This window comes from Enterobacter quasiroggenkampii, from assembly GCF_043972695.1.
GTDB lineage: Bacteria > Pseudomonadota > Gammaproteobacteria > Enterobacterales > Enterobacteriaceae > Enterobacter > Enterobacter quasiroggenkampii.
This window is the reverse complement of record NZ_CP143745.1, coordinates 2,718,981-2,733,589: the sequence shown is the minus strand read 5'-3', so window position 1 is coordinate 2,733,589 and position 14,609 is coordinate 2,718,981. Positions and strand designations below refer to the sequence as shown.

Genomic DNA, 14,609 nt, shown 5'->3' with positions numbered 1-14,609 from the left:
TGAGGTCTACGATGGGAAGCAATTCTTCTTTTTCTGCCCGTAGAACGGCGCTGGCTATGGCCGTTGCGCTGTGTTGCGCCTGGCAATCCCCTGTTTTCGCCCACGGCAGTGAGGCGCATATGGTCCCGATGGACAAAACGCTGCAGGACTTTGGCGCCGACGTTCAGTGGGATGATTACGCACAGATGTTCACCATTGCGAAAGACGGCGCCTTTGTGAAGGTCAAACCGGGCGCGAAAACCGCCATCGTCAACGGGAAAACCCTCAAGCTCGAGGTGCCGGTGGTGATGAAAGGCAAAAAAGCCTTTATCTCTGACAGCTTCATCAACGATGTTTTCCAGTCCGGTCTTGACCAGACTTTCCAGGTTGAAAAACGCCCTCACCCGCTAAACGCGCTGACGGCGGACGAAATTAAGCAAGCCGTTGAGATTGTCAAAGCCTCAGCGGATTTTAAACCGAATACCCGCTTTACCCAGATTGCCCTTGCTGAGCCAGAGAAAGCCAAAGTGTGGGACTTTGTGCTTAACGGTATGGCTGTGGATGCCCCGCGTCAGGCAAAGATTGTGATGCTCGATGGAAAGCACGTTATCGAAAGCCTGGTGGATCTGAAGGATAAAAAAATCCTGCGCTGGGAGCCTGTGAAAGATGCGCACGGCATGGTGCTGCTGGATGATTTCACCGCGGTACAGCAGATCATCAACGACAGCACGGAGTTTGCCGAGGTGCTTAAAAAACACGGCATCACCGACCCGAAAAAAGTGATTACCACGCCGCTGACCGTCGGCTATTTCGACGGTAAAGATGGCCTGAAGCAGGAAGATCGCCTGCTGAAAGTGGTGAGCTATCTGGATGTCGGCGACGGCAACTACTGGGCGCACCCGATTGAAAACCTGGTGGCCGTGGTCGATCTTGAGCAGAAGAAAATCCAGAAGATTGAGGAAGGTGCCGTTGTTCCGGTTCCGATGACGCCGCGCCCCTACGATGGCCGCGACCGTATAGAGACGCCGAAAAAACCGCTCGACATCATTGAGCCGGAAGGCAAGAACTACACCATTACCGGCGATATGGTGCACTGGCAGAACTGGGACTTCCACCTGAGCCTGGACTCCCGCGTCGGCCCGATGATTTCAACCGTCACGTATAACGACAACGGCAAAAAACGCCAGATTATGTATCAGGGGTCGCTCGGCGGCATGATCGTCCCTTACGGTGATCCGGACGTGGGCTGGTACTTTAAGGCCTATCTTGATTCCGGCGACTACGGCATGGGCACCCTGACCTCGCCGCTGGTACGCGGTAAAGACGTGCCGTCCAACGCGGTGATGCTCAATGAAACCATCCCGGACTACACCGGCGCGCCGATGGAGATCCCGCGCGCAATCGCCATTTTCGAACGCTACGCAGGCCCGGAATATAAGCATCAGGAGATGGGCCAGCCTAACGTCAGCACCGAGCGCCGCGAACTGGTGGTGCGCTGGGTGAGTACCGTGGGCAATTACGATTACATCTTCGACTGGGTGTTCCATGAAAATGGCACCATCGGCATTGACGCCGGTGCGACGGGTATCGAAGCGGTGAAAGGCGTGCAGGCGAAAACTATGCACGATGCCACCGCCAAAGACGATACAAAATACGGTACGCTGATCGACCACAACATCGTGGGCACCACGCACCAGCACATCTACAACTTCCGTCTTGATATGGACGTGGATGGTATCAACAACAAGCTGGTGGCCATGGATCCGGAAGTGAAGCCGAATACCGCCGGTGGCCCGCGCACCAGCACCATGCAGATCAATCAGTACGATATTGATACCGAGCAGCAAGCAGCGCAGAAGTTCGACCCGGGCACGATTCGCCTGCTGAGCAACACCCGTAAAGAGAACCGCATGGGCAACCCGGTTTCGTACCAGATCATCCCTTACGCGGGCGGCACGCACCCGGTGGCAACCGGCGCGAAATTTGCGCCGGACGAGTGGATTTACCATCGCCTGAGCTTTATGGACAAACAGCTGTGGGTGACCCGCTACCACCCGGATGAGCTCTACCCGGAAGGAAAATTCCCTAACCGCTCCGTGCACGACACCGGCCTGGGGCAGTACAGCAAGGATAACGAGTCGCTCAACGATCAGGATGACGTGGTCTGGATGACCACCGGCACCACCCACGTGGCGCGTGCGGAAGAGTGGCCAATTATGCCAACGGAATGGGTGCATACCCTGCTTAAACCGTGGAACTTCTTCGACGAGACGCCAACGCTCGGGAAGAAAAAAGACGAAAAATAACCATCAGCCGGGCAATTGCCCGGTTTTTTTTGCCCTGAAGTTTGAGGATCGCCCTGGCTTGCTTATAGTTACTGATATCTCACCTGCATGATTTATCCCCCGGACGGGAAAGGCCTTTATGGAAAAAAGAAAACAACCGACGCTGGAACGGGCAACGTGGTCCACGCGCCATGCCATGGTCATGCATGGGCTGGCGATGAACCTGCCGTGGCTGGCCTTCGTCAACGTCAGTTTCGCGGTGATGATCCTGCTGCGACACATCCTCCTTAAGGCCAGCGATCCCCTTTATCCCCACTCGCCGCAGCTGACAAGAATGGTCGATGCCTCCATGCTCGGCATTATTATTCTCTCTGCTGCGCTGATCCTGATGGCCTGGCGGCGTATCGCCGGAATCAGCGTGGTGTTATTTATCTGTAGTGCCATCTGGTCGGTCTCCTGTTTCTGGTTCATCACGCAATTGCTGCTGCCCCACGTCTGGCCGCTGTGCGTCATTCTGTTACTCGCCGGGTTAACGGCGCTCTATTTTTACCCTGAGGGGCTGCTCGCCTTTGTGCTCCCGCTCTGGATCACCCTGCCGGTTGCAAGCTGGGTACGCAATGATGGCCTAAACCTGCACTTCATCATCATCTGGAGCGTGTTTACGCTGATCCTGGTCTGCGGGCGTTTCATTCTGCTGAGCTGGTTTGACGAAGCCTGGCGACGTAACCAGCAAAATCAGTTGCTGATATCACGGCTGGACGCGCTGGCGCACCAGGACCCGTTAACCAAGACCGCCAATCGCCGGAAAATGGAGGTGGTCCTGGAGAACGCGGTTGAGCAGAAAAAAACCTTCTCGGTGATCATGCTGGATATCGACTACTTCAAGCGCTACAACGATACCTACGGGCATCAGGCAGGCGACGACTGTCTGACCCGCGTGGCGCGCGTGCTGAAGCAGTCGGTGCGCACACCTGATGATGTGGTGTCACGCTACGGGGGTGAGGAGTTCGTGGTCATCCTCTTCAATTGCCCGGCAAGCATCGCGGAAAAGGTTGCCCTGCGTATTCAGGACGGCCTGCGTACGGAAGCCATACCGCACGACGCCTCCACGGTCAGCGACCATGTCACCGTAAGCATGGGGATTGCGAGCATGGCGGAGGGGCTGGCCGGCACCGAGATCATCGCTCGCGCCGATGCGGCGCTTTATCGTGCGAAAGAGGCCGGGCGGGATAGGTGGTCGCTCTAAATAAAAGCCGGGTGACGCTGCGCTTACCCGGTCTACGGTTCGAGGTGTTGTAGGCCGGGTAAGGCGTAGCCGCCACCCGGCTTGCTTTTTAATACCGTACGCAAACCGACTTGGTTTCACACCAGCCGTCCAGCCAGTCCGGACCAAAGTCGCGCCCTGTCCCGGACTGCTTCATGCCGCCGAACGGCAGGTTGGCGTCGATCAGCGTATGGCTGTTGACCCAGACGGTGCCCGCCTGCAGCCGGTCGGTATATTCCAGCGCCTTGCTGATATTCTGCGTCCAGACGCTCGCCGTCAGGCCATAGTCGCTGTCGTTTGCCAGCTGCAGCGCCTCTTCCCCGTCGGCGACGCGCACCACGTTGACCACCGGGCCAAACACCTCTTCGCGGGTCAGGCGCAGCGAGGCATCCGGGTTCACCACCAGCGTAGGCGAAACGTAATAGCCTTTGCCTTCCGGCCCACGGTTACCGACAATCAGCTCCGCGTTGCGCGACTTCGCCTCATCGAGGAAGCTCTGCACCTTGTCACAGTGCGCACGCGACACCAGCGGGTTGATAAACGCCTCCGGCGACATGCCCGGCCCGACGCTGAGGGATTTCACCGCCTGTTCAAACCCGCTGACCAGCGTGTCAAACAGCGGCGCTTCAATATAGATACGCGAGCTCGCCGCGCACACCTGCCCCTGGTTCAGGAAGCTGCCGGTCATCAGGCCTTCGATTACCCACGCCGGGTCCGCATCCTTGAGTACAATTGCCGGGTTTTTCCCGCCAAGCTCCAGGGTCACGCCGGTGAGCGTGTCCGCCGCCGCGCGGGCGATTTGCTTCCCCGTCGCCGTTGAGCCGGTGAAGCTCACCTTTGCAATATGCGGATGCGAGGTCAGCGCTGCGCCACACACCGCGCCGCTACCGGTCACCACGTTGAACACCCCGTCCGGGATGCCCGCTTCACTGGCCAGTTCCGCCACGCGCAGCATGGTCAGCGGCGTGGTTTCAGACGGCTTGATGACAATAGAGCAGCCCGCGGCCAGCGCTGGCATCACTTTCCACATCCCGATCATCAGCGGGAAGTTCCAGGGCACAATCCCGGCCACCACGCCAACCGGCTCTTTACGCGTCCACGCCTGATAGCGGGCGCCCTGCGGTAGCGGGATGGAGAGGTCGAGGGTCTTACCCGTAATTTTGGTGGTCAGCCCGGCGGTATAGCGCATCCAGTTCAGGGTGCAGCTGACTTCAAACATACGGGAGATGTTGATGGATTTGCCCTGCTCCAGCGTTTCAAGCTGGGCCAGCTCCTCGCTGTGCTGTTCCACCAGATCGGCGAAATGGAGCAGGATCCGCTCGCGCTCCGCCGGGAGTTTTCCGGCCCAGGTACGGGCCACAAAGGCGCGCCAGCCGGACATGACGGCACGATCAACGTCGTCGACGCTGGCGTCGGCAGTCGAGGCGATGACCTCGCCCGTGGCCGGGTTGTAGACATTCAGCCGTTTTTCACTGTCCGATGCGGCCTGACGCCCTTCAATCCACAGGCCATGCTGTCGGTCTAAAAATTGCTGCACGGCAGGCTGAATAGCTACCAGTGATTCAGACATAGGATACTCCTTCGTTATTATTCGCAGGGTGTTCATCCAGTCTAAGTGGGGTTTTGCATTCTCGCTTTTGTCTCTGTGACATTCGCTTTGCCACCTGTGACAGGCTCCGCAAATCACGATAATTGCCGCTTATATCGCTGTTACCGGTGAGTGTTCTTTCCTATAGTCAGCCTCATAGCTCTGACAAAATGCAACACAAATGCAACAATGCGAAAACGTTGACGGTGCAGTGAGAGAAACGATGGCGTGTGCAAGCGAGCAGGAACAGTATCAGCAGTGGCTGGCGCAAATTAACCAGGTTTGCGGGCGTTTTAACGCGCAGCCCACCGAGGGAAAATTCTACGGCGAGCTGGAGACCAGCTATGCGCGCAGCCTGAAGCTCAGCACCGTCACCGCCGGCGGCGTCAACCTGTTCCGCTCCCGTCAGGAGATCAAACAGAGTAACGATGCCTGGTTCTATACCGTGTTCCAGCTCGAAGGGAGTGCGGAAATTGAGCAGGATGACCGCCGCGCGGTACTCAGAACCGGTGATATTACGCTGATTGATGCCTCACGCCCCTGCTCGATCAACTGGCAGGAAAAATCCCGCCAGATTTCGCTCCTGGTTCCCCGTCAGATTATTGAGCAGCAGTGCCGCTTTCAGGAGATAAGCTGCGCCACCGCCCTTTCCCGCACGCTGCCCACGGTACAGTTGAGCCATCGCCTGTTGATGGAGAGTATGAGCAATACCAGCCTGAGTGACCGGGAGAGCGAAGCGGCGCTCGAAGCGATGATCTGCCTGCTGCGCCCCGCTTTCCAGCAGCGCGAAATCATTCTGCCGCGTAAGGAACGCCAGTTCCAGCATGTGGTGGCGCTGATTGACGACCACATTCAGTCTGAATCGCTGCGCCCGGAATGGATTGCCGCCGAGAGCGGTATGTCCGTGCGCAGCCTTTACCGCATGTTTGCCGAGAAGGGGCTGGTGGTTGCACAGTACATTAAAAACCGCCGCCTGGATCGCTGCGCGGAGGTGCTGCGCGCTGCCGGTGATGACGAAAAGCTGGCGGGCATTGGCTACAGCTGGGGGTTCACCGACCATAGCCATTTTTCAACGGCGTTTAAGCAGCGCTTTGGCGTTTCGCCGGGTGAATACCGCAAGCGCTACCGCTAGCTATTTTTTGAGCCACTTTCCGTTAATGCCCTTCACGTACTCGCCCGGCTGCGCGCGGGCAACCAGTTTCTGCCCTGCCATTTTGGCCACTTCATCGACCGGCAAATTATTGCTGTCAGCCAGCTTCTGGTAGCTTTCCGTGCGCGCCGCGTTAATGCGATTAACCAGCGCCAGCGTTTCGGCGTCCTGTTGAATCGGGGCGAGATAACCGCTGAGGGTTTCTCCCACGCGCCCCTGCGCCCGGGCGTCATTTAGGGTCAGCGTAGCCGCCTGCACGTTCATCCCCAGCGCCAGTAAAATCAGAGCTACTCGTTTCATGGCGTCCTCAGAACAGATCGCTGCGCGATTTCAGCAAAGTTTCAACGTCTTTATCGACCTTAATGTGGATCTCATGTTCGATTTTGACATTCATATTGATGGTAATCGGCTCCTTTGGTGCAGCGACTTCAATGCGCGGCGTACAGCCGGACAGTAGCGCGGCAACGGCAACGGTGAGCGCACCAGCCATCTTTTTCATTGTTGTTCCTCACTTTCCTTGCCAGTCGAACTGCGGAGACCGGGTATCGCCGCGTGTTGCTCAAACCAGGTTTGCAGATTGTCTCCAAAGCGCAGGCTGCGCCAGAGGGTAAAGACATTCTCGTCATGGGTATAGTTCAGGTTGACGGAGCTGCTCTTGCCATCGACCCGGCTGGTCCCCTTGATGGTCGCCTGCATGGTTAATTCACCCAGGTTATCTAAATTGATTCTCGTCCACGAACGCGAAATTTCCATGTAGCGGAGCCAGTTAATCGCGGCGCCCGCGACCATATTGTCTTTGACGATGGCGTCGGCCGTATCTTTGTCGATGCGCAGCGTCATTGGGCCCGGGTTAGTCAGCCAGCCATCCTTAATGATCCATTTTTCGTTGTCCAGCCAGAACGGCAGCGCCCCGCTGACGGGACCCGACATGGCAAACTGTTTTGGATTGACGGCGCTAATCAGCTCGCTCGAAGAGATATTGTCTACCCGCAGCAGGGCCGGATCGTGCTGCGGCATCCGCAGTTGCTGCATGGTGATCTTCCCGCCGAGGGTTTCCACCTTCACGTTGGTGAGCAGCAGCGGATTGTCCTCCGTCCAGGGATAATCGCCCTGTAAATCCGCGGTAATGTTGCGCGCGGTCACCAGGTTTACCACTTCGCCTATGCGCAACGTGACCGGTCCGCGCGTGCCCAGAGACCAGGTTCCCTCGCTGAAGCGGAACGGCAGCACAAAATCGACGCCGTTTATCTGGTTGTCCGGCATCCAGGCGCTGCCGGATTTCAGTACCCCGTGACCACCCGCTTCAAAGCCCTGATCGGCCGCCGCCGAGAAGGCGACCTGCGCATAAAGCTCACCGTCGCGCAGCGTCATTTTCCAGTCCGGCGGGATAAGCGGCTGGAATACGGTGAGGGACTGTTTCGGCCACCAGGCCTGCCCGCGCAGGCGCACGCCATCCCACCTTCCGTTGACCTGTACCGGGCCGATGTTGTCCGCATGGAGGTCGCCCTTAAACTGAAAAATTGTCGGGTCGGTGCCGTCGACGCTGAAGGTCAGGACCGATGGCGGCAACACGCTGCCGCCGGAGAAGCGCGTTTGCCCGGCCTTCAGCGACAGCGCACCACTGAAGGCCGGTTTTTCGGCATCGCGCAACCAGCGTACAGGCTGATCCAGCACCAGACGCGGCTTGCTGACCTCCATCGTGCCGTACTGGAGCTTGTCAAAACCGGTGGAGAGCGCCGTCAGCTCAATAAGGTTGTCGCGCCACTCGCCTTTCCCGGCGACATCCCAGCGGGCATGCATCGGCGTAAAGCCGCCTTTCCCCCAGTATCGCCACTGCCACAGGCCGTTATCAGGTAAAAAGTCGTTGGCCTGACCGTCCAGGTGGAGTTCAAAATCGCCCATCTCGTTTTCATGGGCGCGTAAAATCGCCTGTAAACGACCGTCCACGCCCTTCTGGGTGAGCTTTACGCCCGCCAGTGGCCAGCGGATTTCATCGATATCGAGTGAGTTAATGATGCGTCCGCGCGAGCGGAGCAGCGCGCCCGGCTCAAAGGCCAGCTGCGGTTCATACAGGCTGCCGGTCAGTGTTGCGGGTAATTTGGCATAAAGAATGAGATCGTTTTGCTTCGCCTCGCCGCTCAGATGCAGCGGCATGTCGCTGTTTTCCATGCTGAGCCTGCCGGGCCCGATATTCAGTACCGCGTTGCCTTTCCCCGCATCGCCTTGCGTCAACACGTTCAGTCGTCCGGTCAGCGTGGCTTTCTCCAGCCCCTGCTGCCAGTTGTCGGCGCGAAGGGACACCCGCCCGCTCAGCGGCATACCCGAGAGATCCCAGTTCCAGCGTCCGTCGCTGATGTTGAGCTGTTCCGCCGTGATCTGCCACGGCAGGTCGAGAAGCGGATCGGGGTTGTCTCTCGCCATCACCACCAGCTGTCCCTGATTGTCTTCCCAGTCGAGATCGGCATCGACCAGAGACGTTAACTGTGGCACGTTAAAGGTCGCCACCGCGTGGCCTTTCACCGGCACGCCGTCCGGCACCAGCGGCAAGGTAAACTCGCCCACCAGCTTAATCGGCTGCGGCTGATCCGGGAGCTGAACATCGAACTGGCTGACCGAGAGCGTCTGACCGCGAAGCGTGCCTTTAATGCTGACCTGCTCGCCTTTATAGGCGATCTCCTGACTGGACGGGGTCAGCGACGCACGCAGCTCGCCCTGCCACTGCTGCCAGGGCGACAGCGTCAGACGGTGAATCGTGAGCCAGGTATTGGGTAATACTGCCTGCCATTCCGCCAGCGTTTTCGGGGCGACCGTTGAAGGCGCTGACTGGGGAATTTTGCTCAGGCAAACGGAGTTAAGATCCAGCGCGCCGATATCCAGCTTCCAGCGGCTGGGATGTGACAGCGTCACGTTATCGATGCGGGCAATTTCGCAGTCTTCCACCAGATAGCGAAGGTCGGGGATCACCAGCGCGTGGCGAGTCAGTTTCGGGCTCTCTTCGAAAGCGATGCGCGTCCCGACGGGAAGCCAGATCCCAGCGAGCGTCGGCACCCACTGGGCGAGCGTCATCAGCAGCGTCAGCGGCAACAGTATGAACAGCAGTAAAAGCGCAAGAGCGGCTTTGTATTTACCCTTCATGGGCAGTTAATATCCTGATTTAGCGAAAGAATTAAGCCGGCAATGCCGATCATTGTCGCATGTTTAGCGGTTGAGTTGAAGTTAACGCCAAGATTAAGGATAGATGCTGTAAATAGTATGAGGTAACTTTTTTGCTATGCGTAACCTGAAGAACACAATTTAGATTCAGTGGGTTACGCATAATTTCAGGCGAAGAAGCCGGAATAACTGCATAATTAATACCTGTTCCTGGGCATTGCCAGCAGGTAAAGCATTGCGAATATCAATGACCCCCAGTACACCGAGTCGTACCGCCAGGGATCAAAATCGATATGTAAAAAACCGCGAACAAACTCATAGCCGTTGGCAAAAACGTTAATCTGGATGGCTGCAATGGCTATCACAAACAGCGTATAGCCAATGAACAGTGGGTATTTTCGTAGCCGGTTAATCTTCTGTTTCCCGATATATAACAAGAAAAAAACTACTATAGATACAATGAAATAGTACAAAGCGGGCAGCATTGGCGGAGATAAGGACAACCCCAGTTGTTGCGACATGCATCATTCTCCCTCTTTATCAGAAACTCACCCGGTTCCTGATATCGTCCCATCACATCCAGAAGGATTGCAGTTTTCACCCCCTCTTGCCATTCTTTAACGTAATTCAGACAGGCTTTTTTCGCATCCTCAACCCACTGCATTTTTCTCTACACGCCCTGAACAGATTCACGCCAAAGATACCTCGTAGCAAGAATATCATGGAGTTAGGGTGTACATATGCTCTAGAATAATTGATAGAACTTATTGAATTCAATAATATTTTAGAAATTGTAAGATAATTTTAATCATGCTAACGTGAATGCAAAATCACTGGAGAAAGTCTTATGAAACTCGCGGTATACAGCACAAAGCAGTACGACAAAAAGTATCTGCAACATGTTAACGAGGCTTACGGGTTTGAGCTTGAATTTTTCGACTTTCTGCTGTCCGAAAAAACCGCTAAAACGGCGCACGGCTGTGAAGGCGTCTGCATTTTCGTAAACGATGATGGCAGTCGTCCGGTGCTGGAAGAGTTGAAAAAACAGGGGGTGAAGTACATCGCCCTGCGCTGCGCGGGCTTTAACAACGTGGATCTCGACGCGGCAAAAGAGCTGGGTCTGAAGGTGGTGCGCGTCCCGGCGTACTCCCCGGAAGCGGTGGCGGAACATGCGATTGGCATGATGATGTCGCTCAACCGTCGTATTCACCGCGCTTATCAGCGCACCCGTGACGCCAACTTCTCGCTGGAAGGGCTGACCGGCTTTACCATGTACGGCAAAACCGCTGGCGTGATCGGGACCGGTAAAATTGGCGTGGCTGCCCTGCGCATCCTGAAAGGCTTCGGCATGCGTCTGCTGGCATTCGATCCGTACCCAAGCGCCGCAGCGCTGGATCTGGGCGTGGAGTACGTCGATCTGCCGACGCTGTTCTCGCAGTCCGACGTGATCTCCCTGCACTGCCCGCTGACGCCGGAAAACTACCACCTGCTTAACCAGGCGGCATTTGACCAGATGAAAGATGGCGTGATGATCATCAACACCAGCCGCGGCGGACTGGTTGACTCCCAGGCCGCTATCGAAGCGCTGAAGACCCAGAAAATTGGCGCGCTGGGGATGGACGTCTATGAGAACGAACGCGACCTGTTCTTTGAAGACAAGTCTAATGATGTCATCCAGGACGACGTGTTCCGTCGCCTCTCTGCCTGCCATAACGTGCTGTTTACCGGACATCAGGCGTTTCTGACTGCCGAAGCGCTGATCAGCATTTCGGAAACCACGCTGGGTAACCTTCAGCAGTTAGAAAAGGGTGAGCCGTGCCCTAACGAGCTGGCTTAAGTGCTACGCCGGGTGGGGCTAAGCCTCACCCGGCGCGTTTGTTTCCCAACTCCGGTGCGCAACGCGCCACCAGAGCAGAACGGCGGCCAGGGCAATGGCGCTCAGGACACTGAATGCCGTCGCAAACGAGTAATGTCCGGCGATCGTCCCGGTTAACGCCGGGCTCATGGATGCCCCTACTCCCTGCATCAACATCACCACACTCTGCCCGGCATTGACGTGCCCGCTTCCACGCAGCAGCACCACAATAAACGACGGTACGACGACTCCCAGGATCCCGGCGGCCAGGCCATCGAGAATTTGTACCGGGATCATCATTAACGGCGCGTCCGTGGATGCCGCCAGCGCCGCGCGCACCGGCATAACCAGCAGCGCCAGCATAATCAAGCGCCAGTAGCCATAGTGTTCGATCCGGCGCGAGGCCCAGATGGCGACGGGGATCATCACGGCCTGAGAGATGATGACGGTACCGGCCGCATACAAACCGGGGTTGATCGCGGCAGGTGCAGCGGCAACCCTCATACTTAGCATCGGCAGCAGCGCGGCGTTCGCCAGATGGAACAGCAGCAGCGTCAGTCCGGTCACAAACAGCGCCCGGTTTTTCATCAGCACGGTAAAACCGGGGACCGGCAGGCTCGCTGAAGAGGACAGCCCGCGCGCCGCGTCGTTATCGATATCGCTGTTGCGAATGGCAAGCAGCGCACACAGCGTTAGCAGCGTGGTGCTGGTCATCAGCAGGAAAATCCCGCCCACGCCCCAGTACCACGCAATGCCACCCGCAATCAGCGCGGTGACAAAATTTCCGCCGTGATTGAACGCCTCGTTTCTGCCCATCTGCGCGCTGAAGCCGCTCTGCCCGGTCAACCCCAGCGTAATCCCGGCGATCAATGGCCCGACAAATGCCGCACAGATACCGGTGACGATTTGCGACACGGCGACAACGCCGCTCTGCTGGCTAAACCAGAGCAGAAGCGTGCTTAGTGTGATCAGAATGCACAGCAGCGCGAGTACAGCACGCTTGTTGCGGGAGGTGTCGGTGATGAACCCCGCCGGCAGCGTGGCCAGTAACCCCGCCAGCCCGCCGGCCGTCATCAGAATGCCAATATCATCAGGGGTCCAGTGGCGTTCGGTCAGAAAAATACCGAGAAAAGGCCCCAGGCCATCGCGGACATCTGCAATGAAAAAACTTGTCAGGCATAGCGCCCGCAGCGAACGAAGAGACATACTTCCTGCCTTGCCTGTTATCGCCTGAAAAAAAGAAAATGTAGTATACCGGGTATTTTTGAAAATCAGATGACGTCTTAAAAAACATGCCTTCCGAACTTAAACAATTCATAACGGACGTTGTTTTTTCACTTTACTCATAATCGGCCCTGACTATACTGGCAATAAATTTTCACAGGAGTCCTTCGTTGGAAAGTTATTTTATCGTCGATACGAAGGTAAGCTGACGCGATTTTCTCGCTGCTTACCTTAAGGGTGGGCAGCAATCCTCTTGACGTGATTGCATCCCAATACATTAAGAACGACCAATTTTTTGGGGCATCGCGATGTTCATGTTTCATCATTCACTCTTTCCACCGCCCTCGCGCTGACATGCTTTGCGTTTTAATGGCGTCATACTGTGCTTTGTGAAGCGCTGACGCTTATCGTTTAATCATGTTAACAGGCGACAGGCTGATGTTCCCTTATATCTCTCATCTGCTCGCAGCGATGCTGCTGGGCGCAATTATCGGCGCGGAAAGACAATGGCGCCAGCGTATGGCGGGGCTTCGTACCAATGCACTGGTTGCGACGGGCGCGGCCGTGTTTATTTTAAGTTCCCTCTCGACCTCACCCGATAGCCCGGGGCGCATCGCAGCGCAGATCGTCTCCGGCATAGGTTTTCTTGGCGCAGGCGTTATTATGCGTGAGGGAATGAATATTCGTGGTCTAAATACCGCCGCAACGCTATGGTGTTCGGCCGGAATTGGCGTGCTGTGCGGCTTAGGTCAATTCTGGAATGCCGGTATGGCCAGCGTGATTATCCTTTGTGCCAACATATTGCTTCGCGAAGCTGCGCAGCGGATTAATCAACTGCCCGCGCTCCATGAAGGCGAAAAATGCTATGTCCTTAAAATCACCTGTAATGACGAGTATGAAGATGCGGTGCGGCAGAATATTGTCAACATGGCGAAAGAGTTGACGTTAAGCCTGAAAGCCATTTATTGCGATACGGCGCAAGCAGAAGGTAAAACCGAAATACGGGCCGAGGTGATGACCCGTGAGGAATACCGGAAATTACTCGAGCTAATTATGGGTAATATTGGCGGGAATAAAATTATGGCATCCGTAAGCTGTCACGCAATATGAATACGATACCGGGCATTGCGCCCGGTTGAGGCTTTGCTGTTTTGCAGAAATGGGCAGTGACGTGGAGAGAATCATACAGAAGCGCTGATTCTGGCCAGACTTTTCATCATCTTCGTCGTAAGGATAAGCTGCTCGCTGCCCATAAGTTGGGACAATTCCTGCTTAGCGGATTGCCATACCGGAATAACCTGTTCAAGCAGACGCCAGCCTTCCCCCGTCAACATGAGTCGTTTTCCTGAACGTCCACGCCCTCCAGTAGAGCCAATAATGCCTCGGGACTCCAGACTACGGATATTACGACTCAGTGTTGTCGCATCCACCCCTGCTCTGGCGGCGAGTTCCGCAACGGTTTCATTAGGAGAACCCCCGATGCCAACTATCAGACTGAACTGCTCAGCGGTCAGTTCAAACGGTCTGAAGCAGGCGTTGTAATAGCGCGTAATAGCCCGAGCAGTAGCGCGCGCCTGAAACGCCGGGCAGACTTCCGGAATGGCCTTCAACAACGTCACATCAATGTTGCTCATCATTTCATCTCGACATTCAATGCTAAAGTTAATAGTGTATATACACCATTAAGCATGTTTGAGGAACGGTTATGCCAGCCTTTGTTCATATCAACTTACGCGTTATTGACCCAGCCAGACAGGCCAGCCTTGCCCCCCGCTTCACGTCAGCATTAGAGGAAGCAGGCGGTAAAATTGTTCATTTTGGTGCTGTCGCACAGGTACTGGAAGGTGATGAAGAGCCGTTACCCTATGCGGGCATTTTTGAATTCCCGACGTTAGATCAGGCCCTTGCCTTCTATCATTCGGAAAAATATGCGCCGATTAAGGCTGAACGCCAGCTCGCCCAGGAAGCAAGAATGTTCATTGTCACGACGGAATGACAGGCAGGTTCAACTGTACCTAAATCACAGAACCGAAATTTGTCCCCGTTATGACAACCTGCTCTCTGTTTTGCTGGAAATAACGGTTTACCCTGAGTTGTGCAAAAAATACTCA

General features: G+C 56.0%; 13 protein-coding genes. 6 read left to right on the top strand and 7 right to left on the bottom strand.

Annotation, left to right across the window (positions count from 1 at the left end; all coding sequences use genetic code 11):
* The first annotated feature begins 11 nt into the window (after positions 1 to 11).
* Together tynA and V1572_RS13085 are read left to right on the top strand one after the other, a co-directional pair.
* Positions 12 to 2,285, top strand: coding sequence for a primary-amine oxidase (gene tynA, locus V1572_RS13090; protein WP_126534448.1), 2,274 nt, complete (start codon positions 12 to 14; stop codon positions 2,283 to 2,285).
* A 118-nt stretch (positions 2,286 to 2,403) separates the two neighbouring features.
* Positions 2,404 to 3,510, top strand: a complete 1,107-nt coding sequence (locus V1572_RS13085; RefSeq protein ID WP_196352339.1) for a diguanylate cyclase — start codon at positions 2,404 to 2,406, stop codon at positions 3,508 to 3,510.
* 88 nt (positions 3,511 to 3,598) lie between these two features.
* Here V1572_RS13085 and V1572_RS13080 read toward each other — a convergent pair whose 3' ends face one another.
* Positions 3,599 to 5,098, bottom strand: coding sequence for an aldehyde dehydrogenase family protein (locus V1572_RS13080; protein ID WP_063621528.1), 1,500 nt, complete (start codon positions 5,096 to 5,098; stop codon positions 3,599 to 3,601).
* A gap of 241 nt (positions 5,099 to 5,339) precedes the next feature.
* Here V1572_RS13080 and feaR point away from each other — a divergent pair, with 241 nt between their 5' ends.
* A complete protein-coding gene (gene feaR, locus V1572_RS13075; RefSeq protein ID WP_063621527.1) occupies positions 5,340 to 6,248 on the top strand; it encodes a transcriptional regulator FeaR in 909 nt (302 codons plus the stop codon).
* Here the strand turns inward: feaR and V1572_RS13070 are convergent, their stop codons facing one another.
* The 4 genes from V1572_RS13070 to V1572_RS13055 all read right to left on the bottom strand — a co-directional run bounded on the left by V1572_RS13070 (position 6,249) and on the right by V1572_RS13055 (position 9,940).
* The gene (locus V1572_RS13070; RefSeq protein WP_008502387.1) at positions 6,249 to 6,566 is read right to left on the bottom strand and encodes a YdbL family protein; all 318 of its coding nucleotides are present in this window, start codon (positions 6,564 to 6,566) and stop codon (positions 6,249 to 6,251) included.
* Positions 6,567 to 6,573: 7 nt separating this feature from the next.
* A complete protein-coding gene (locus V1572_RS13065) occupies positions 6,574 to 6,765 on the bottom strand; it encodes a YnbE family lipoprotein (protein WP_008502388.1) in 192 nt (63 codons plus the stop codon).
* Positions 6,762 to 9,401 carry a YdbH family protein gene (locus V1572_RS13060; protein WP_395299185.1) on the bottom strand — a complete coding sequence of 880 codons (2,640 nt, stop codon included), beginning with the start codon at positions 9,399 to 9,401 and terminating at the stop codon, positions 6,762 to 6,764. The genes V1572_RS13065 and V1572_RS13060 overlap by 4 nt, the downstream gene beginning before the upstream one ends.
* 215 nt (positions 9,402 to 9,616) lie before the next feature.
* Entirely contained in the window at positions 9,617 to 9,940 is a 324-nt protein-coding gene (locus tag V1572_RS13055) for a hypothetical protein (protein ID WP_069719312.1), read from the bottom strand.
* 326 nt (positions 9,941 to 10,266) lie between these two features.
* Here V1572_RS13055 and V1572_RS13050 point away from each other — a divergent pair, with 326 nt between their 5' ends.
* Complete coding sequence (locus tag V1572_RS13050) at positions 10,267 to 11,256, top strand: 2-hydroxyacid dehydrogenase (RefSeq protein WP_028013015.1); 990 nt, start codon at positions 10,267 to 10,269, stop codon at positions 11,254 to 11,256.
* Between the two features lie 18 nt (positions 11,257 to 11,274).
* On the opposite strand, the gene V1572_RS13045 is transcribed toward V1572_RS13050, so the two are convergent.
* Positions 11,275 to 12,480 carry an MFS transporter gene (locus tag V1572_RS13045; protein ID WP_262789798.1) on the bottom strand — a complete coding sequence of 402 codons (1,206 nt, stop codon included), beginning with the start codon at positions 12,478 to 12,480 and terminating at the stop codon, positions 11,275 to 11,277.
* A gap of 456 nt (positions 12,481 to 12,936) precedes the next feature.
* On the opposite strand from V1572_RS13045, the gene V1572_RS13040 reads away from it, so the two are divergent.
* Positions 12,937 to 13,608: an MgtC family protein gene (locus V1572_RS13040; RefSeq protein WP_395299184.1), complete on the top strand. Its 672-nt coding sequence runs from the start codon at positions 12,937 to 12,939 to the stop codon at positions 13,606 to 13,608.
* A 71-nt stretch (positions 13,609 to 13,679) separates the two neighbouring features.
* Here the strand turns inward: V1572_RS13040 and V1572_RS13035 are convergent, their stop codons facing one another.
* Positions 13,680 to 14,135, bottom strand: coding sequence for a MarR family winged helix-turn-helix transcriptional regulator (locus V1572_RS13035; protein ID WP_395299183.1), 456 nt, complete (start codon positions 14,133 to 14,135; stop codon positions 13,680 to 13,682).
* A gap of 68 nt (positions 14,136 to 14,203) precedes the next feature.
* Here V1572_RS13035 and V1572_RS13030 point away from each other — a divergent pair, with 68 nt between their 5' ends.
* On the top strand, positions 14,204 to 14,494 hold the full coding sequence (locus tag V1572_RS13030; RefSeq protein ID WP_032674687.1) for a DUF1330 domain-containing protein: 291 nt from the start codon (positions 14,204 to 14,206) through the stop codon (positions 14,492 to 14,494).
* The last annotated feature ends 115 nt before the right edge of the window (positions 14,495 to 14,609 follow it).